Source organism: Lacibacter sp. (assembly GCF_035299325.1).
In the GTDB taxonomy this organism is placed as follows: Bacteria; Bacteroidota; Bacteroidia; order Chitinophagales; family Chitinophagaceae; genus Lacibacter.
In genome coordinates, this window is record NZ_DATGWT010000035.1 from 1 (window position 1) to 19,170 (window position 19,170).

The 19,170-nt window shown below is 41.5% G+C and carries 19 protein-coding genes; 8 read left to right on the forward strand and 11 right to left on the reverse strand.

Annotated features, from left to right (window positions below; all coding sequences use genetic code 11):
* The first annotated feature begins 742 nt into the window (after positions 1-742).
* The 3 genes from VK159_RS19290 to VK159_RS19300 all read left to right on the forward strand — a co-directional run bounded on the left by VK159_RS19290 (position 743) and on the right by VK159_RS19300 (position 2,196).
* Positions 743-961, forward strand: coding sequence for a hypothetical protein (locus VK159_RS19290; RefSeq protein WP_324231808.1), 219 nt, complete (start codon positions 743-745; stop codon positions 959-961).
* A 67-nt stretch (positions 962-1,028) separates the two neighbouring features.
* The gene (locus tag VK159_RS19295) at positions 1,029-1,319 is read left to right on the forward strand and encodes a helix-turn-helix transcriptional regulator (protein WP_324231809.1); all 291 of its coding nucleotides are present in this window, start codon (positions 1,029-1,031) and stop codon (positions 1,317-1,319) included.
* Positions 1,300-2,196 (forward strand): reverse transcriptase family protein, encoded by an 897-nt coding sequence (locus VK159_RS19300; protein WP_324231810.1) that lies wholly within the window; start codon positions 1,300-1,302, stop codon positions 2,194-2,196. The genes VK159_RS19295 and VK159_RS19300 overlap by 20 nt, the downstream gene beginning before the upstream one ends.
* A 668-nt stretch (positions 2,197-2,864) precedes the next feature.
* Here VK159_RS19300 and hutU read toward each other — a convergent pair.
* The 3 genes from hutU to hutH form a co-directional block, all read right to left on the reverse strand.
* Positions 2,865-4,655 (reverse strand): urocanate hydratase, encoded by a 1,791-nt coding sequence (gene hutU, locus VK159_RS19305; protein WP_324231811.1) that lies wholly within the window; start codon positions 4,653-4,655, stop codon positions 2,865-2,867.
* Between the two features lie 199 nt (positions 4,656-4,854).
* Entirely contained in the window at positions 4,855-5,118 is a 264-nt protein-coding gene (locus VK159_RS19310) for a hypothetical protein (protein ID WP_324231812.1), read from the reverse strand.
* 140 nt (positions 5,119-5,258) lie between these two features.
* A complete protein-coding gene (hutH, locus tag VK159_RS19315; protein WP_324231813.1) occupies positions 5,259-6,758 on the reverse strand; it encodes a histidine ammonia-lyase in 1,500 nt (499 codons plus the stop codon).
* 353 nt (positions 6,759-7,111) lie between these two features.
* On the opposite strand from hutH, the gene VK159_RS19320 reads away from it, so the two are divergent.
* Both VK159_RS19320 and VK159_RS19325 read left to right on the forward strand, forming a co-directional pair.
* Positions 7,112-8,107 carry an oxidoreductase gene (locus VK159_RS19320; protein WP_324231814.1) on the forward strand — a complete coding sequence of 332 codons (996 nt, stop codon included), beginning with the start codon at positions 7,112-7,114 and terminating at the stop codon, positions 8,105-8,107.
* 110 nt (positions 8,108-8,217) lie between these two features.
* Positions 8,218-8,628, forward strand: coding sequence for a hypothetical protein (locus VK159_RS19325; RefSeq protein WP_324231815.1), 411 nt, complete (start codon positions 8,218-8,220; stop codon positions 8,626-8,628).
* A 19-nt stretch (positions 8,629-8,647) separates the two neighbouring features.
* On the opposite strand, the gene VK159_RS19330 is transcribed toward VK159_RS19325, so the two are convergent.
* The 5 genes from VK159_RS19330 to pyrR all read right to left on the reverse strand — a co-directional run bounded on the left by VK159_RS19330 (position 8,648) and on the right by pyrR (position 11,651).
* Complete coding sequence (locus VK159_RS19330) at positions 8,648-9,223, reverse strand: peroxiredoxin-like family protein (RefSeq protein ID WP_324231816.1); 576 nt, start codon at positions 9,221-9,223, stop codon at positions 8,648-8,650.
* Positions 9,224-9,291: 68 nt separating this feature from the next.
* Positions 9,292-9,624, reverse strand: coding sequence for a DMT family protein (locus VK159_RS19335; RefSeq protein WP_324231817.1), 333 nt, complete (start codon positions 9,622-9,624; stop codon positions 9,292-9,294).
* 5 nt (positions 9,625-9,629) lie between these two features.
* Positions 9,630-10,562 (reverse strand): aspartate carbamoyltransferase catalytic subunit, encoded by a 933-nt coding sequence (locus VK159_RS19340; protein ID WP_324231818.1) that lies wholly within the window; start codon positions 10,560-10,562, stop codon positions 9,630-9,632.
* Positions 10,563-10,717: 155 nt separating this feature from the next.
* A complete protein-coding gene (locus VK159_RS19345; RefSeq protein WP_324231819.1) occupies positions 10,718-11,065 on the reverse strand; it encodes a four helix bundle protein in 348 nt (115 codons plus the stop codon).
* Positions 11,066-11,141: 76 nt separating this feature from the next.
* Positions 11,142-11,651 carry a bifunctional pyr operon transcriptional regulator/uracil phosphoribosyltransferase PyrR gene (gene pyrR, locus VK159_RS19350; RefSeq protein ID WP_324231820.1) on the reverse strand — a complete coding sequence of 170 codons (510 nt, stop codon included), beginning with the start codon at positions 11,649-11,651 and terminating at the stop codon, positions 11,142-11,144.
* 56 nt (positions 11,652-11,707) lie between these two features.
* Between pyrR and VK159_RS19355 the strand changes: the two genes are divergently transcribed.
* Positions 11,708-12,406 carry a DUF2459 domain-containing protein gene (locus VK159_RS19355; RefSeq protein ID WP_324231821.1) on the forward strand — a complete coding sequence of 233 codons (699 nt, stop codon included), beginning with the start codon at positions 11,708-11,710 and terminating at the stop codon, positions 12,404-12,406.
* Positions 12,407-12,451: 45 nt separating this feature from the next.
* Here VK159_RS19355 and VK159_RS19360 read toward each other — a convergent pair whose 3' ends face one another.
* Positions 12,452-13,024 (reverse strand): porin family protein, encoded by a 573-nt coding sequence (locus tag VK159_RS19360; RefSeq protein WP_324231822.1) that lies wholly within the window; start codon positions 13,022-13,024, stop codon positions 12,452-12,454.
* Between the two features lie 498 nt (positions 13,025-13,522).
* Between VK159_RS19360 and VK159_RS19365 the strand changes: the two genes are divergently transcribed.
* The gene (locus VK159_RS19365; protein ID WP_324231823.1) at positions 13,523-14,074 is read left to right on the forward strand and encodes an outer membrane beta-barrel protein; all 552 of its coding nucleotides are present in this window, start codon (positions 13,523-13,525) and stop codon (positions 14,072-14,074) included.
* A gap of 44 nt (positions 14,075-14,118) precedes the next feature.
* Here VK159_RS19365 and pruA read toward each other — a convergent pair whose 3' ends face one another.
* A complete protein-coding gene (pruA, locus tag VK159_RS19370; RefSeq protein ID WP_324231824.1) occupies positions 14,119-15,750 on the reverse strand; it encodes an L-glutamate gamma-semialdehyde dehydrogenase in 1,632 nt (543 codons plus the stop codon).
* 182 nt (positions 15,751-15,932) lie between these two features.
* A protein-coding gene (prfB, locus tag VK159_RS19375; RefSeq protein WP_414672832.1) for a peptide chain release factor 2 occupies positions 15,933-17,028 on the reverse strand; the annotation gives its coding sequence in 2 pieces (ribosomal slippage) (positions 15,933-16,979 and positions 16,981-17,028; 1,095 coding nt in all).
* Positions 17,029-17,187: 159 nt separating this feature from the next.
* Between prfB and dnaG the strand changes: the two genes are divergently transcribed.
* The gene (dnaG, locus tag VK159_RS19380; protein WP_324231826.1) at positions 17,188-19,116 is read left to right on the forward strand and encodes a DNA primase; all 1,929 of its coding nucleotides are present in this window, start codon (positions 17,188-17,190) and stop codon (positions 19,114-19,116) included.
* The last annotated feature ends 54 nt before the right edge of the window (positions 19,117-19,170 follow it).

Genomic DNA, 19,170 nt, shown 5'->3' on the forward strand with positions numbered 1-19,170 from the left:
AATGCTATTAGATGCAAAATCGTTAGCAGAGCCTTTGCAGTAATAGATAGAAATAACCCTTTTGTTGATCTAAATAAATTTAAAGCTGCAGCCTAAAATTGTTGCGGTTTTATTTGATTATGATCATAGAATGCGCCAGTGAGAGTTTATGCATTCAAATACTCAGGCACAAGAAGCGAATACACAAAGCAGCGCCTCATTCTTGCGCCAGCGTTACTATACATGGACCAGATGGGGGAAATATTATTGATCGGGAGGATCAACAATGGCTAAACCTTTCCACATTTTTTTTAAGGTGTGGAAAAATCAATATTCAAATTTTATTAACTATCAGGAATATTTAATTACTTTTGTTTTGTAATAGTTCTTTGAGCGTTGTTTTGATGTCTATACTCTTAATGGAGTTCACTTGACTGTCTGAAAAGGCAACCCTTACGGGTAAATTGAAGGCGCCCATTCGTTCACCCAGCCCCTCTGTCCGTCATTGGCATTGGACTGAAGTGAATTGATTAGTCGTACTTATGCTTTGTTTCTTATTCAATTAAGCGGAGGATAACACATTGAGTGCACGTTATGTGTATTGATTTGTGCCACTTACGTATTGTTTTTTTACAAGCAGGAAATTTAAGTGAGTGCATGAGAACATTGATTACACATTAAGTGTATAGACCTTTAATAGGACATTTTACTAAGATGTTGTTGGTAAGCAGGCAACAATGTCGTTGTCATAAAAACAAGTAATATGTCTCGATTAATGCAAAATCAAAACATTGATAATTTGATACATAGTATCATGGTTATCACAAAGAGCCAGTGTTCTCTTTCGGAGAAAGACCAAACGGTCTTAGGTGAAGCATTAGAAAAACTTCAAAAACTGAAACAGAAAAAAGGTAGAACCAATCAGCAAATTCTTCATGAAATTGCAAAAGTGATTGAATTGTTAACTAAGTTTTTTGTTTAAACAGATTAGAAGTAAATGATGTTGAATCGAACCCCGAACACTCCTTAATTTTTTTATATGCACGGAAATGGACTTAGGAAATGTCATAAAAAATATTAGGAAGCAAAAAGGGCTTACTCAAAAAGAGTTTGCCTCTTCATGTGGGATTACTCAGACTTATCTTTCTCAAATTGAAAGCAACTCTAAAGAGCCAAATCTTTCAACTCTTAGGATAATTAGCGAAAATCTAAAAATGCCTTTACCGATTTTATTTTTTCTTTCAATGACGGAAGATGATGTTCAGCCTAGCAAAAGAAAAGCATTTGAAATTATTAGTCCTTCCGTAAAATCTTTGGTTAATGAATTCTTCTCAGTTTAAAAAAAATGAGTTCAAGAGATTGTGTTCTACTATTGGTTTCAAGCCTTTGGAAGTTGAAGGGCTCATCGCCCAAATGGATAAATATTATAAAGAGTGGGTGGAAAAAAAAGTCGATAGCAAGACTGGTAATCCTAAAAGATATAAAGACGGAACAATAAAAGAAAGAGTCATACGGCCATCATTGGGAGAATTGAAAATAATTCAAAAGAATATCAAGAATAGGATATTAGCAACAATAGAATTACCAGACAGCGTACATGGTGGTGTCAAAAAGAGAAGTAACATTTCGAATGCCAAACCGCATCAGGGCAACAAATATCAATTCACAACAGATCTTCAAGATTTTTATCCAAGTATAAACGCTCAAAGAGTTTACGACACCTTTATACATTTAAAGTTTTCACCTCATTATGCTCATTGGTTGACAAAACTTACAACATGGAAGCATGAATTGCCGCAAGGCACACCGACGAGTACTCACTTAGCAAATCTTGTTTTTCTAAGCACAGATATGAAATTGATTGAGGTCTGCAATAAGCATATGATAACTTATACACGGTATGTTGACGATTTGACGTTTTCATCACAACAAGATTTTCGGCATTTGCTTAATACCTTGCTGGATATTGTAACATCAAGCGGTTTTAAACTTAGTTATAGGAAAACGAAGTATAAGGGCAATCAAACAATTACTGGAATTAATGTCTATCTAAATAAAATTGACGCACCTGAGAAAATAATCCAAAAATCTAAGGCTGAAATTGAAAGAAAGTCAGATACTCTACCTTTCACGAATTACCTAAACAATATTAGAAAAACAAACACCCCGAAGAAAAAGAAAACCAACAAAAAAGGTTCAATAGAAACCGGTTCGTAGGTGGATCTTTAACTGTTCCATTTTTAGTGACTTCGTAATTAATTTTTCAGTACGAACCATTTGTAAAAAAAAGAAATAAAGCAGAGCCTTTTGCTGCATAGAATTACCAAACGCACAAGAGTGCCTTTCGACAAGCTCAGGATAAACTGCAACACCAGCCCAATAGCAGCACTTGCTTTGCTACAAAAACATTTGTATTTGGGTTTGGCAACGGAGTTTCCTCGTTGCAGGTTTGTTGGGCTGAGTGCATGGGTTTGGTAGATCCCTCCTGCGTCGGGATGACAGGTCTATTGGGCTATTTTTTGATGCATAGAATTAACAACCGCACAAGAGTGCCCTTCGACAAGCTCAGGATAAACTGCAACAACAGCTCAATAGCAGCACTTGCCTCTGTTACAAAATCATTTGTATTTGGGTTTGCAGTTGAACAGAGTTGTCATTTCGTCGAAGGAGCAATCTGTTGGGCTGTGGTGCTGGTGTTGGGCAGATCCCTTCCCGCTGATGCGGGACAAGCTCTGCGTCGGGATGACAAGTTTATTGGGCGACAGGAAAGTTGAGCAGTTGAATCTTATTTCAACCGCTCTTTAAAATCAAGATCGTTTGCTTTCAACGTTTCCTTTGCAATATCGTAGCCAGCTGTCCCGCTGAGGCGGGACGGACCTGCCGGCTTATTGAATTCTATCGAGTATGTTTAAGTTATTGGCTTTTGCGGTTTCTTGAGCGAGTTCATAGCCGGCGTCCGCATGTCGTATCACACCCATTCCCGGATCGTTACGTAAAACCCGTTTCAATCTTTCTTCTGCATCAGTTGTACCATCTGCAACGATTACCATTCCTGCATGAATGCTGTAACCCATACCTACACCCCCACCATGATGCAGGCTTACCCAGCTGGCGCCGCCTGCGGTGTTTACAAGTGCGTTGAGGATGGGCCAATCGGCTACGGCATCGCTGCCATCGAGCATGCTTTCGGTTTCACGGTTGGGGCTGGCTACAGAACCGGTATCGAGATGATCACGACCAATTACAATGGGCGCTTTTACTTTGCCGGTGCGTACGAGTTCGTTAAAGGCGAGTCCTGCTTTTTCCCGTTCGCCCTGGCCGAGCCAGCAGATGCGTGCAGGTAATCCCTGGAAAGCAATTTTTTCCTGCGCCATCTTCATCCATCGTAACATGCCTTTGTTGTGGGGGAACATGTTCATGATGAGTTCGTCGGTTACGGCAATATCATTGGCATCGCCACTGAGTGCTGCCCAACGGAAGGGGCCTTTGCCTTCACAGAAGAGAGGACGGATGTAAGCGGGGACGAAGCCGGGGAATGCAAAGCATCTTCCGGTTGGAAAGTTGTTAGCCGGTAGCCGGTAGTTTTTAGCCGATAGCCGGTAGTTGGTAGTGGGTAGTGAAGATTCTTTACTATCTACTATCGGCTTATGACTATCGGCTTGCATTTGACGATCTTCCTGTTCTTTCGCTCTCGCCCGTATGTTATTTCCATAATCAAACGTAATAGCTCCCTGGTCCATGAGTTGTAACATGAGTTGCACATGGAGGTACATGCTTTCGTAACTGAGTTGCAGGTAACGTTCGGGATTGTTGGTACGCAGTTCGTTTGCTTCGTGATTGCTGAGTGTGTGCGGTATGTAACCAATGAGCGGATCGTGTGCACTTGTTTGATCGGTGAGTGTATCGGGAATAATATCACGTGAGATCAAATGATCGAGCAGATGAATGGCATTGCATACCACGCCGATGCTGCGGGCAATGCCTTCCTTACGGTAATGCACAGCCGCATTAATGGCTTCGTCGATGCTGGTATATTTTTCGTCGAGGTATTTTGTTTCGATGCGTTTATCGATGCGCCACTCTTCTACTTCGGCAATGAGTGCGACGCCTTCGTTCATGGTAATGGCCAAAGGTTGTGCGCCACCCATACCGCCGAGTCCGGCAGTAACGTTCAAGGTTCCTTTGAGTGTGCCGCCGAAATGTTTATCGGCAATGGCAGCGTAGGTTTCATAGGTGCCTTGCACAATGCCTTGTGAGCCGATGTAGATCCAGGAGCCGGCGGTCATTTGTCCGTACATCATGAGTCCTTTTTTCTCGAGCTCATCGAAGTGTTTCCAGTTGGCCCAGTTGGGTACGAGCTGACTGTTGCTGATGAGTACTCGTGGTGCGTCTTTGTGTGTTTTTAAGATGCCGACGGGTTTACCACTCTGGATGAGGAGTGATTCATCGTTCTCCAATACTTTCAAGGCGGCAATGATATTGTCGAGTGCTTCGAAGTTGCGGGCTGCTTTGCCTCGTCCGCCGTATACAATGAGATCGTCGGGGCGTTCGGCAACGTCGGGATTGAGGTTGTTGAGGAGCATGCGCAGGGCTGCTTCCTGGATCCAGCCTTTGCAGGATAATTCACTGCCCGTGGGGGTTTTGTATTTAACAGCATCGTAAGTTGTCTGAACCATGATTTATGGGATTGAAAAGATGAATAAGATTTTTGTTGCTCACAGATTGCGCAGATGAACACGGATTTTTTGCCACTAAGACGGGAAGGCTCGAAGTTCACAAAGAAGAAAAAAGGATTTATTTATTGATCGCTTATTGACTATTACATTTTCACTAACTACTTTCCACTATCCACTATCGGCTGTCTTATATGCACATTTATTTCGAAGCGCCTGTTGATTTGTATGCGGTACGCCATTTGTCCATGCTTGCTTTGAATTCATCAAACGAAACGGTTTCTCCTTTATCTGCTGCCGCAATTGCTTCTTCGAGTTCCTGTTGTTGCTGAGCTGTCAATAATGCTGCATCTTTCTTAGCAACATAAGGCACAAGGTCTTCGTTGAGGGTTTGCAACACCTGTTCATCATCGATACTATCGATGAGTTGGTGCAGTTCCTCTTTTAATTGCTTTTTTGATTTCATAAAAGGCGTTTACCAAATTTACTTAATTTTTGTTGCGTTTGTTGCTCACGGATTGTACAGATGAACACGGATATTTTTGCTTGTTGCCAATTGACTATTGCCTTTTCACTAAGCACTATCGACTTTCTTCTTCGATCGTCTTAGTGGTTCAACTCCTGACTGATGAAATTTACAGCAGCGATCATATCATCATGCAACACTCTGTCTTTATCAACAAAACTTACCTGCTTGCGAAAAGCACTCATTACCTCTTCTATTTTTGCTGAGCTTTTTAACGGACGACGAAAATCCAATGCCTGTGCTGCACTGAGTAATTCGATGGCCAATACTTTTTCTACATTCTTCATGACACGATAAGCTTTGGTGGCTGCATTGGCGCCCATGCTTACATGATCTTCCTGGTTGTTGCTGCTGGAGATACTATCAACACTTGCAGGTGTGCAGAGTTGTTTGTTTTCACTCACAATGCCTGCGGCTGTGTATTGCGGAATCATAAAGCCACTGTTGAGTCCGGCTTCTTTTACCAGGAACATCGGCAGGTTGCGTTGTCCGCTGATGAGTTGATAGGTTCTTCGTTCGCTGATGTTAGCGAGTTCACTCATTGCTATTGCATAATAATCCAGTGCTAACGCTAACGGCTGACCGTGAAAGTTACCACCGCTTACAATGAGATCTTCATCAGGAAATACATTGGGGTTATCGGTTACAGAATTGATCTCGGTTAAGAATACATTCTTTACATGTGCAATAGCATCTTTCGTTGCACCATGCACTTGTGGTATACATCTGAAACTATACGGATCCTGTACCTGTTGTTTTTTCTGCTGACCGATTTCACTGCCGCTTAAAATGTTTCTTAATTGTTGAGCGGTGTGTATTTGTCCGCTGTGCGGACGGATGGTTTGTATTTTTTCGTGAAAGGGTTGATCGATACAATCAAATGCATCAAAAGAAATAGCTGCAATGAGATCGGCCCATTGCATTAATCGTTCGGCTTGTACCAAACAATACATGCCATACGCACTCATGAATTGTGTACCGTTGATGAGCGCTAAGCCTTCTTTGCTTTTTAAATGAATGGGATTCCATCCTAACTTGTTAAGCACTTCTTGTGCCTTGTACCTTGTGCCTTCATACTTCACTTCTCCCATACCAATTAATGGCAAACTCAAATGACTCAACGGAGCAAGATCGCCACTTGCACCCAATGATCCCTGCTGATAAATAACGGGCAGTACATTGTTGTTGTGCATGTCCATTAAACGCTTTACTGTATCCACCTGTACGGCACTGTAACCATAGCTGAGCGATTTTATTTTTAAGGCGAGCATGAGCTTTACAATTTCTTCGGGCACTTCTTCGCCCATACCACATGCATGGCTCATCAACAAATTATTCTGCAGTTGCTCTAACTGATCATCAGCAATGATCACGTTTTGCAAAAAACCAAAACCGGTGTTGATGCCATAGAAGGGCGTATCGCTTTCCGCTACTTTTTTATCGAGGTATTGCCGGCATGTTTCGATCTTATGATGTGCACGAAAGGTGATGGAGACAAATTGTTTGAACTGCAGGTAATTCTTCACTTCATCGAAGGTGAGTTGCTGTTCGTCGAGGGGGAGATAGTTGTATTCGGTCATAGTTATTGCAATCGGGACGAATGTAGGAAATAATGGAGAGAATGCGAACTGGTGTTAGTGGGAGAAACCCCGTGGGCGGCTGGAAGCCCCGACGGCGGTTGCAAAGCAACTCTTTCTGTTCTTTTGTCTCCCGCTAAGGCGGGACAGGTTGACACAAAAGAACCAAAAAGTCAAGCCGGAACATATTACCCCCATGTTCCGTCGAACGCCTTGATTAAGCTTGGGTACTACTGTGGTGAATTACAGTTGGAGTTACATCAGCATACTGTGTGCATCACTCTACTTTTTTGTAGGCATGATTTATGCAAAGTCTCTCGTGCATTTGGAATAATGCATTACTTACATTTGATAATATGAAACAACTTCTTTTCTGTGTTTTTTTTGCCGTTTGCAGTTTGCAATTATCTGCACAAACCATTCAATTACTTGATAGTGGCAAGACAAATTCCATTCGTGGATTGAGTGTGGTGAATGATAATATTGTTTGGGTGAGTGGTGCAAATGGAATGATTGGTCGGTCGATTGATGGTGGTGCTTCGTTTAAATGGACAAAAGTGGATGGCTTTGCAAAAACGGATTTCAGGGATATCGAAGCCTTCGATGCAAACACTGCGATCATCATGGGTATTGATACACCTGCTGTGATCTTAAAAACAATTGATGGTGGTATCAGCTGGAAGATCGTTTTTAAAGATAATCGACCGGGTATGTTTTTAGATGCGATGGAATTTTTTAATGAAAAGAGTGGTGTGGTAGTTGGCGACCCGATTAATGGAAAAATATTTATTGCCGTTACTGTTGATGGTGGTGCTACGTGGCGACCCATGCCCGAAAGTCTTTCCCCTGCTGCAGAAAAAGGGGAAGCGATGTTTGCCAGCAGTGGTACCAATGTGCGTACGGTTGGTAAACAGGAATTACTGTTTATTACAGGTGGTACTTATTCACGCATCTTTATCCGGAATGATAAAATTGTATTACCGATCATCCAGGGAAAAGAAACAACGGGTGCTAATTCATTAGCCGTGTGGGATAAAAAAACATTTGCTGTTGTTGGTGGTGATTTTAATAACGCCACTTCAACAGAAAAGAATTGTGTATTGACAAAAGATGGAGGTAAAACTTTTTTAACGCCTACTACTCCACCGTTTGGTTACAGAAGCTGTGTTGAGTATTTATCGAAATCAAAACTCATCACATGTGGCATCACCGGTATTGATGTAAGTGAAGATGGCGGTAACAACTGGCGCAACATTTCTGCTGAAGGTTTTCATGTTGTGCGCAAAGCGAAGAAAGGGAAGGCTGTTTATTTAGCTGGTGGCAAAGGAAGAGTGGCGAAGTTGGTTTGGTGATGAGTATGGCTGTCATCAGCAAAATTGTCTGACAACAATCATCGCTTCTTTTGATGACAGACATTGGGTTGTGAAAAAAGGGCTTCTACCTTCACTGACAAATAACAACTATGCATATTCAATTGCACGATAACATTACTCTCAAAGAAATAAAAAATGTTTTTTCTGACTATTATCCTTTTCTGAAACTGGAATTTTATTCGAAGCCGCATCTGTTGTATGAATCATCAGATGAGCGTGATGTGTTGCCCGATGAAAAGATGTTGAAAGAGATCAAGGATATTCATATTGATGGCGTGATCGATATTCTGCCTACCGAAAAAGTAACTGATCTTGAATTTGAATTTCAACGAAGGTTTGGTTTACCGGTACAGGTACTGCGCCTGGAGCAGGGAGAATGGAGGCAAACAACCGGTATGGATACCTTTACATTGAAAGATGTAAACCAGTTCAGTAAAAATGATTCGGATGATGACCTGGTTGAAGACTATGAAGAAGGTTTTAGCGAACAGGCTACCTGATCTTTAACAATGGGTGCTGTTATAACTGCGCTGCAATTTCATTTACCGATGGCCGCTTGCGATAATCAGCATCGAAATAACGCCATACAATTTTTCCATTCCTGATGATATATACAGCCGGTACAGGAAGATTTGTGCCGTTTGCACCATTGGCTTCATTAAAATCTATATTGAAACGTTTGTAGCGTTCGATCGTTTTTTCATCTACTGCAAAGGCAACTTTGTATTGATTCATCACCTTTAATCCTTCATCGGTTAATATCGGAAACGCTGCTTTTGTTTTTTCGATTGTTTTTTGCACATTGGCCGGTATCTCGGGCGTGATTGCAACTACGGTTGCTCCTTTATCAGCAATGAGTTGCATGGAATCCTGCAGACCTTTGATCTGTTTACTGCAATACGGACACCACTGTCCACGATAAAAAATCAACACGACTGTTTTTTCCTGATTGGTTTGCTTGAGCTGGAATGATTTGCCCGATTGATCATTTAATGTAAAATCGGGAGCGGCTGCACCTACAGGCAATCCGGCAGGTTGTTGTGCTGTTGCAATGAATGAAGTAACAAGGTAAAGAATCGTGAACACTAATTTCATACTGTAAGATTTACGCAAACCTAAATGATTGCGATGTCATGCAATGTCGTTATTACGACAATGAACCGTTACTTCTTAAACATGAAATAAACAGCTCCTAAGAGAAAAAGAAAACTCACAATGTATTTCCAGTGAAAGGGTTCTTTGAGATAAACCACCGCAAACACGCCAAACACCACCAGCGTAATTACTTCCTGAATCATTTTTAATTCGAATGCATTTACCCCGCTTTGGTAACCAATGCGGTTGGCAGGCACCATCAAACAATATTCAAAAAATGCAATTCCCCAACTGATGAGTACCACTTTCCACAACGGTACGTTTTGATGGCGCAGATGTCCGTACCACGCAATCGTCATGAAAATATTTGAGAAGAGCAATAACAGAATTGCACGAAGCATGACAATTAATTTTCTGAACGTTTGCCGGCCAGCAAATACAAGGCAGCCATCCGCACCGCTACTCCATTCTCTACCTGTTGCAGAATGATGGACTGTTTGCTATCGGCTACATCACTGTCCAATTCCACACCACGGTTTATAGGGCCGGGATGCATGATCACAATTTCTTTATTTAATGAATCGAGTAGTTTTCGATTGATACCGTAAGCAAGATTGTATTCTCTCAAGGAAGAAAACAACGGCTGACTCTGCCGCTCTAATTGTATACGCAACACGTTCGCCACATCGCACCATTTCAATGTTTCTTCAATATTGTACGATACGTTTACACCAAATGCCTGTTGTAAATATTTCGGGATGAGTGTGGGCGGACCTGCAACGGTTACTTCAGCACCCATCTTCTTTAATAAATAAATATTGCTGAGTGCCACCCGGCTGTGCATGATATCGCCCAGTATCGCCACTTTCTTTCCTTCCAGCGTTCCTAATTTTTCTCTGATTGAAAATGCATCGAGCAACGCCTGTGTGGGATGTTCATTAATGCCATCGCCTGCATTCACAATTGCAGCCGGAATATGTTTGGCTAAAAAGTGAGGAGCACCGCTGGCGCTATGTCGCATTACCACAAGGTCAACTTTCATGCTCAGGATATTATTGACGGTGTCGAGCAGGGTTTCGCCTTTTGCTGCTGACGAACCTGAAGCGGTGAAGTTGATGGTATCGGCACTCAATCTCTTCTCTGCCAGTTCAAACGAAATACGTGTGCGGGTGGAGTTCTCGTAAAAAAGATTCACGATGGTTACATCACGCAACGACGGAACTTTTTTAATGGGTCGTTGTAAAACTTCTTTGAATTGGGCGGCTGTATCGAGGATCAATTGAATATCCTGTGCCGTGAGATCTTTAATGCCGAGCAGATGACGAGTGGATAGTTGCATTAAAAAGCAAAATTAAGGGAAAAGAAGAAAAGGAACAAGGAACAAGGGGCAAGGAACAAGGAACAAGGGACAAGGAACAAGGTGCAAGGGGCAAGGAACAAGGAAAAAGGTGCAAGGGGCAAGGAACAAGAGTTAGGCAGTAGGCCTGAAAGATATCAGCCTCCCAATTTATTGATAATTGCAGACAGGATTTTTCGGATTTGGTCGGCTTCGTCTAATAACCACTTTCGCTCAGTTTCCAATTGTTGATTTTCGTAGGTTAAAATCAAACTAAGCCATTGAATTGATTCTTTTGTTTCTCTTCTGGATATTTTAATCTTCATTTTTTCATCAGCCTTACCTAAATCATCCGAGGCTTCAATGTAGTTGGCCGAAACGGATCCACTGGAACGGATAAGCTGTTTGATATATTCTGAATTGATTATATCCCATTTTACCGAACGACAAAAATCCCGGCAACGCTCAGCAAACTTGAAAAATCGTATTTCCAATTCCTGCGACATAGGTTAACAATTACGCTATTAGAATTACTTATTCTGATTGAACTAAACTTGTGCCTTGCACCTTGAACCTTGTGCATTAAAGCAACACAACTTCCGGCTTTTCCCAATCCACAGTTACTTTCTGGCTGAGAATAGAATCGATGGCTTTGCCGGTGTAATCGGGCTGTATGGGTAATTGGCGGTTGAACCTGCGATCGACCAATACCAACAGCTCTACTTTTGCGGGGCGGCCAAAATCGACCAAGGCATCCATGGCTGCACGGATGGTACGGCCGGTGTAGAGCACATCATCGATGAGGATCACATTCTTATTTTCAATGTTGAAGTTGATGGTGGTTTGGTTGGCTACATGCAGTTCCTTGTGCACATCATCACGATAAAACGTAATATCCAGTTTACCGTATTGCAGTTTCTGATCGGGATAAATGCTTTGAATGATCTGCACAATACGATCGGCCAGGTAAATGCCTCGTGGCTGCAGGCCAACAAATACCGTATCAGTAAACGGATGATGATTCTCGATCAACTGATGACTTAACCGCTGTATGGTGAGTTGTAACTGTTCGTTTGATAAGATGGTCTTCACTGCTGAAATTTTGATAAAAATAAACACTTCGTGGTAAAATACTTAAATTGGTTTTGATGCAATTGCTGAAACGCTTTGCCCGGCTTCTCCTGTTTACAGTACAGCTACTTGCTGATCTGCTGGTGCTGTATGGCTGCTTTGTATTGATCGGTTGTTTCTGGCCGAGAAATAAAGATGAGATCAAACACAGCAGTGGCATTCCTTTATTAATTCATGGTGATGGATTTCATACCGAATTATATTTACCTGTTGAAGATTCCCTGCAGATCATTAACTGGATGAATTGGTTTGATGATTCTACCATGCGCAGGAAACACAGCGATCGTAAACTGATCAGTTTTGCATGGGCCGATGAGGACTGGATGACGGAAGTTGCGCAAGACAGATCACACCGTTTTTCTACCATTGCTGAAATTATTGCGAAGCCCGGCAACAGCAGTGTGATGCATATTCAATGGAGAGATACTGTATGGTCGTTGAAACTACCGGTAACGGTGAAGCGCTTTTTGTCGGTTGAACAGTATTTGCAACTGATTGCCTATATCCAATCAGGATTTAAAATTGAAAACGGGAAACCGGTTATACAATCGTACCTGGGATTTTACGGTTACGATTATTTTTACAGATCCACGTTCAATTACGGACTATTTACCACCTGCAATCAATGGACGAGTAATGCACTCAATGCATGCGGCATACGCACTGCTTCGTTTTCACCATTCGGCTGGGGATTGTTCTATCAACTAAAAAAATAAGCTGCATGCACAAGTGCACACAGCTTACCGTTCTTCATGGGTCGATCAATACTTGTGTTTGAACACATAAAATAAACCCACCTGGAACCCTCTGTTATATAAATTTACTCCGTCATTTGCATTGATGCGGGTGATGCCGTGGTTATATCGTCCGTCGATACCAAGACCCGATTCACCAACATAACTTGCACCAATTGTCCAGCCTAATTCTGCAGTCTTAAACGATTCTTTTACATCAGTCTTTGAATCGCCTTGCTTTACGTTAGCTGCAGCCAATATGCCCAACTGTGGTCCGGTTTGAATCCTGAAACCTTTATCAAACATATACTGCAGTTGCAAAGGCACATTTACGTAATCGAGTTTAACTTTTGCATCGTTTGTTTGTGCACCCTGACCTGAGTACATTATTTCAGGCTGCAAAGCCCATGATTTACTCAGGTGAATATGTGCAAGACCACCTGCATGAAAGCCTGCTTTGGTTTCATAATCAGCATCAGGAGAACTTGCAAGATTTGTAATGTTTAAACCGCCTTTTATTCCAAAATGTACGTTACTCCTATGCTGTGCATGTGCAAAGCCTGCTACTACTAATGCTGCTGAAATGAATAATAGTTTCATCTGAATATATTTTAAAGTGTTATTGCCAGATGATACTTATCTGCCGTAAGGCAGGTTCGCTAAAAAAATACTTCGCTCATGATTTTTATATGAATGAATACTTTTTCAACCCGTATCATCATAAATAATTTTAATCAAACTATTCCGTGCACGAAAACAACCCATCTCTTTAAAAAACCGTGCCAAAACAACACGGGATAAAGAAGATTTCATTTCAAGTGACTAAAACCAAACGGATTAACTCAAAAAAACGATCATTGAATTTTATGCTCCCGCCTCAATAAATTCAATGAAACAGGCTGTATAAAACATATTTTGTTCGTCAGTAACTTATCAGTCTGTATCACCTAAGTAAAAAATACTAATCCCTTACCCTTACCTGCAAAAGCTTTGATTTCTACAAAACAGTTATTATTTTTAGTTGATCATAGTTCTTACTAATCGATTGCAGATTGATTTTTTCTGTGCCTTATAATTTTTAACCCAAAATTTAAAACAATGAAAAAATCAGTTCTCGCAGCATGCCTGCTGCTTCTTTTTGCCAATGTGACCCGTTCACAAATCACGAAAGGAAACCTGCTTCTCGGAGGTTCTACTTCTTTTTCTTCTGACAAATGGGGAGATTCAAAAAGCACTTCATTCAGCTTTGCACCCAACATCGGCTATTTTTTTGTCAACAACTTTGCCGGTGGCCTGAGAGTTCAAATTGATTCTTACAAAGAAGATGGCGAGGATGATGCTTATGTTGTAACCAGCTTTGCACCCTTTATCAGGTATTATTTTATACCCGCATCAAAAGAACAAAAAGTAAATATTTTCGTTGATGGCGCCTATGGCTTTGGATCGGAAGGAAGTGGCGATACCAAAAGCAATATGAATGGTTATTCGTTCATGGCCGGCCCCGCTATATTTTTAAACCAGCATACCGCACTGGAGTTTACACTTGGCTATTCATCCATGAAATTTGAAGATGTTGATGACAGATATAACACATTCAAAATAAATATCGGTTTTCAGATCCATTTAAATGCGGCGAAGAAAAAAGAATAAATTAATAATAAAGAGGCCGGATTAAATCCGGCCTCTTTATTATTTTATTCTTCACCCAAAAACGGATAACGATAATCTGTTGGCGGGTTAAATGTTTCTTTGATTGTCCTGGCACTTAACCAACGATAAAGATTTAAAATACTTCCTGCTTTATCATTGGTACCACTTGCTCTGGCACCACCAAAAGGTTGTTGACCAACAACCGCCCCGGTTGGCTTATCGTTGATATAAAAATTACCTGCACAGTTGCGAAGCTTTGCTGTTGCCAGTTCCACTGCATCCCGATCCTGTGAAATAACAGCACCTGTTAATGCATAAGGTGAAGTGGTATCAACCAGCTCCAATGCACGTTCAAAACTGTTTGCAGGATACACGTACACCGTTAGTACCGGTCCGAAGATCTCTTCGCACATAGTTACATATTTCGGATTCTTTGCTTCGATCACTGTTGGTTGTACAAAGTATCCTTCTTTCTTATCGCACTTACCTCCCACCCATATTTCTGCTTTCTCATCTTTCTTTGCATTATCGATGTAGCGTTTGATATTATCAAAACTTTTTTCATCGATCACTGCATTAATAAAGTTGGAGAAATTTTCTACCGTTCCCATTTTGAAACTCTTCACACCGGCAATTAATTTCTTCTTTACTTCTTCTGCAATATTACTTGGAATATATGCTCTTGATGCTGCTGAACATTTTTGTCCCTGGTATTCAAATGCACCACGTAACAAAGCTGTTACCACCACATCAGGATCTGCACTCTTATGTGCCAATACAAAATCCTTTCCACCTGTTTCACCAACGATGCGTGGATAGCTGCGGTACATACCCATGTTCTTTCCAATGGTTTCCCACATGTTGTTGAACACACCTGTTGAACCGGTGAAATGTACACCTGCAAAATCTTTGTGATTGAAACATACTTTACCAACTGTTGGGCCATCAACATAAATTAAATTGATAACACCATCAGGTAATCCTGCTTCTTTCAACACACGCATGATCATTTGTGCGCTGTACACTTCTGTGTTCGCAGGTTTCCACACCACAACATTACCACACATAGCAGCACTTGTTGGCAGGTTACCAGCAATAGCTGTAAAGTTGAAGGGCGTTACGGCCAATACAAAACCTTCCAGCGGACGGTATTCCATACGGTTATGCATACCCGCACCACTGATGGGTTGCTGACGATAAATATCACTTAAAAAATGAACGTTGAAACGCAGGAAGTCGATGATCTCACATGCACTGTCGATCTCAGCCTGATATACATTTTTGCTTTGCCCCAGCATGGTTGTACCATTCATGTACGGACGATACTTGGTGGCGATAAGGTCAGCAGCACGAAGAAAAATATTTGCACGGCTTTCCCAACTCATGTTGGCCCAGCTTTCTTTCGCAGCTAATGCTGCATCGATTGCCTGCTGCACGTGCTTCTCTTCACCTTCATGAAAATAACCGAGTACATGCTTGTGTTCATGCGGCGGACGCATGGCATGTTTTTTATTGGTACGTACTTCTTTGTTACCGATGTACATGGGCACATCAATCTCCGTACTTTTTAATTCAGCCAAGACTTCCTTTAAACGCTTTTTTTCCGGTGAGCCCGGCGCATAGTTTAATACAGGTTCATTAACCGGCAACGGGTAGTTGAAATAACCGAGATTCATAATGTTGTGTTTTGCTTGTTGCTTTTTACGATAGAAGAGAATAGTTACTTACTGTTAAACGTAAGAACAGGTCTTCTTTTAATGGCCTGCAAGGTACAAACTATCGATCATATGCTTTGTGCTCCCGTTTGCGCAAAAAAAGCCCCGCAAAATGCAGGGCTATATACTATACGAATTCATTATTACTTCGCTTCTGCTTCCTTCTCACTCATCAAATAGGCTTTGATAAAGCCATCGAGTTCTCCATCCATCACAGGGCCAACGTTGCCCACTTCATAATCGGTACGATGATCTTTGATCATCTTGTACGGATGGAACACATAGCTGCGTATCTGGCTTCCCCACTCGATCTTTTTCTTTTTGGCATTGGTAGCATCCTTCAACTCATTCCGCTTTTGCAATTCCATTTCATACAAGCGGCTCTTCAACATCTGCATGGCCAGTTCACGGTTACCCAGCTGACTTCTATCCTGCTGACAAACCACCACAATACCTGTTGGAATATGTGTTAACTGTACTTTCGTTTCTACTTTGTTTACGTTTTGTCCACCGGCACCACCACTTCGTGATGTTTCCATTTTTACATCCGCCGGATTGATCTCAATGGTAATGGTATCATCCACTAACGGGTAAACATACACGCTTACAAACGAAGTATGTCGTCTTGCATTACTATCAAAAGGTGAAATACGCACCAACCGATGCACACCACTTTCAGCTTTCAGAAAACCATAAGCAAACGGACCATCAAACTGGTAGGTACAGGTTTTAATACCGGCACCATCGCCATCCTGCCAATCCATTTCGGTTACTTTCCAGCCTTGCTTCTCGCCATACATGCGGTACATACGTGCAAGCATTTCGGCCCAATCCTGGCTTTCTGTTCCACCGGCACCAGAATTGATCTGTAAAACTGCGGGTAATTCGTCTTCAGGTTGATTAAGCGTGCTTTTAAACTCAGCATCTTCAATTGCATTCACTGCTTTATCGTATGCTTCTTTTGTTTCTTCTTCTGTAGCATCACCTGCTTTCCAGAATTCAAACAGCACAGCAAAATCTTCAACGGCAGAATTGGTATCCTCATAGAGTTTTACCCAATACTCGTTGTTCTTGGTCTCCTTTAAAATTTCGGTTGCCCGCTTATTATCGTCCCAGAAACCGGGACTTAGAGAGAGTTGCTTGTCTTCTGCGATTTTATATAGTCGGTTCTCGACGTCAAAGAAACCTCCTCAGGACAAGAATGCGTTCCCTTATATCGTTTAATTTTTCTAGTGTCATAACGGGTGCAAATGTAGGGAAATAGTCCGTAAGTCGTTAGATGGTAGTCGGAAGTAAGTCGCTGAAGGTTAGTCCGCATTGTTCACAACGGTCACTCCGACTATCGACTAAAGACTACCGGCTACCAACTACAGGACTTTTCTTCGTAATTTGCCCGCCTTGATCTCGCAGGAAACCATACAACAGATTTTAAGCCGTATCGATATTGTTGAGATCGTTGGCGGCTTTGTGAAATTAAAGAAGCGTGGCGCCAATTATCTTGGCCTCTGCCCTTTTCATAATGAAAAGAGCCCGTCGTTTACCGTTTCTCCTGCAAAAGAACTTTACAAATGTTTTGGTTGTGGCAAGAGTGGTAATGCAGTGAGCTTTTTGATGGAGCATGAAAAGTACAGTTATGTTGATGCATTGAAGTTCCTCGCTGCAAAGTATAATGTAACAGTTGAAGAAACTTATTCCTCTCCTGAAGTAAAAGAACAACGCCAAACAGCAGACAGTCTTTACATCATCAACTCGTTTGCGCAACAGTTTTTCAGCAAGCAGTTGTTTGATACAGAAGAAGGACAGGCTGTTGCATTGAGTTATTTGAAAGAACGTGGTTTCAGGGAAGATATCATCCAGAAATTTCAACTCGGTTATTCTCCACGCCAGCGTGATGCGTTTACCAGCGAAGCACTGAAACAACAATACAATGCAGAACTGCTCACCAAAACAGGTATTGTTGCCGAACGTAATGGTGAGTTGATGGATAATTACCGTGAACGTATCATCTTTCCTGTTCACAACAACACAGGAAAGATCATTGGATTTGGTGCACGTATCATTGGTAAAAAAGAAAATGCGCCGAAGTATATTAACACGCCGGAGAATGAAGTTTACATCAAGAGTAAAATTCTCTACGGCACGTACTTTGCCCGGCAATCGATTGATAAGAACGATGAATGTTTATTGGTAGAAGGTTATACTGATGTGATCTCGCTTCACCAGGCAGGTATTGAAAATGTGGTGGCCAGTGGTGGTACTTCATTAACACCAGATCAATTGCGATTGATCAAAAAGTACAGTAACAATCTTACCATTTTATATGATGGAGATGCTGCAGGTGTAAAAGCAGCCATGCGTGGTTTGGATCTTGCGTTGGAAGAAGGGTTGAATGTGCATCTTGTATTGATCCCCGATAAAGAAGATCCTGATAGTTATGTCAATAAAGTTGGTGCTTCTGGTTTTATTGACTTCATCAAACAGAATAAAAAAGATGTAATTCTCTTTCAGCTTGAAGTGATGCTGAAAGATGCGGGAAACGATACAACAAAGAAAGCAGCAGCAGTAAATACTATTGCTGAAAGCATCAGCAGGATTAATAAGGTTGAAGATTTTACACGTCAGCAGGATTATATTCATAAAAGTGCAGAGCTGTTAAGAATCGATGAAGCAGGTTTACATTCATTGGTGAATAAGTTCATCCGTGAACGGATGACAAAGCTGGAAGCAAAAAACATCCGTGATGAAGAACAGCTTCCTGATTTTCCATCAACAGACAATTATGAAGATCCAACGCTTCAACTGTTCAATACTGATGAAATGCATGAACGTGCATTGGTGCGTTGTTTACTTGAGTTTGGTTTATTGCCTTGGGATGAGGAAACAACGTTGGCCCAGCATGCATTAGCTGAAATTGATGAATGGGGCATGGTAGAACATCCCGACTTGCTGAACCTGGTTGAATTGTATCGACAGTTATACAATGCCGGTAGTGAACCAACCATGAAAGGCTTTCTGTTTCATGAAGATCAAACGGTAAGTAAGCATGTGGTTTCGTTAGCTGATTTCACGGAAGAGCTGAGTCCAAACTGGATACGCATTTATGAAAAACCATTTCCTACAAAAGATGAATTGTACCTGCAGGAAATGCAATCGATCCTTACTTATTTAAAGTTGCGTAAGATCAAAAAGATGATCATAGAGAACAATAATGATATGCAACAAGTACATTCTGATGAAGAAATGACTAACCTCATTAAGACACAACAGCATCTAAAGCAATTAGAAATGGATTTAACCCAGGCCATGGGTACGGTTATCATCCGTTAATCCCATTCTTTCTTTCGCAGCAGCCAACATAAGAAATACGAGCTGATAAATCCT

Coding starts and splice junctions, on each gene's coding strand:
- VK159_RS19290 (WP_324231808.1), top strand. CDS start 743: ATGTCTCGATTAATGCAAAATCAAAACATTGATAATTTGATACATAGT.
- VK159_RS19295 (WP_324231809.1), top strand. CDS start 1,029: ATGGACTTAGGAAATGTCATAAAAAATATTAGGAAGCAAAAAGGGCTT.
- VK159_RS19300 (WP_324231810.1), top strand. CDS start 1,300: ATGAATTCTTCTCAGTTTAAAAAAAATGAGTTCAAGAGATTGTGTTCT.
- hutU (WP_324231811.1), bottom strand. CDS start 4,655: ATGGTTCAGACAACTTACGATGCTGTTAAATACAAAACCCCCACGGGC.
- VK159_RS19310 (WP_324231812.1), bottom strand. CDS start 5,118: ATGAAATCAAAAAAGCAATTAAAAGAGGAACTGCACCAACTCATCGAT.
- hutH (WP_324231813.1), bottom strand. CDS start 6,758: ATGACCGAATACAACTATCTCCCCCTCGACGAACAGCAACTCACCTTC.
- VK159_RS19320 (WP_324231814.1), top strand. CDS start 7,112: ATGAAACAACTTCTTTTCTGTGTTTTTTTTGCCGTTTGCAGTTTGCAA.
- VK159_RS19325 (WP_324231815.1), top strand. CDS start 8,218: ATGCATATTCAATTGCACGATAACATTACTCTCAAAGAAATAAAAAAT.
- VK159_RS19330 (WP_324231816.1), bottom strand. CDS start 9,223: ATGAAATTAGTGTTCACGATTCTTTACCTTGTTACTTCATTCATTGCA.
- VK159_RS19335 (WP_324231817.1), bottom strand. CDS start 9,624: ATGCTTCGTGCAATTCTGTTATTGCTCTTCTCAAATATTTTCATGACG.
- VK159_RS19340 (WP_324231818.1), bottom strand. CDS start 10,562: ATGCAACTATCCACTCGTCATCTGCTCGGCATTAAAGATCTCACGGCA.
- VK159_RS19345 (WP_324231819.1), bottom strand. CDS start 11,065: ATGTCGCAGGAATTGGAAATACGATTTTTCAAGTTTGCTGAGCGTTGC.
- VK159_RS19355 (WP_324231821.1), top strand. CDS start 11,708: ATGCAATTGCTGAAACGCTTTGCCCGGCTTCTCCTGTTTACAGTACAG.
- VK159_RS19360 (WP_324231822.1), bottom strand. CDS start 13,024: ATGAAACTATTATTCATTTCAGCAGCATTAGTAGTAGCAGGCTTTGCA.
- VK159_RS19365 (WP_324231823.1), top strand. CDS start 13,523: ATGAAAAAATCAGTTCTCGCAGCATGCCTGCTGCTTCTTTTTGCCAAT.
- pruA (WP_324231824.1), bottom strand. CDS start 15,750: ATGAATCTCGGTTATTTCAACTACCCGTTGCCGGTTAATGAACCTGTA.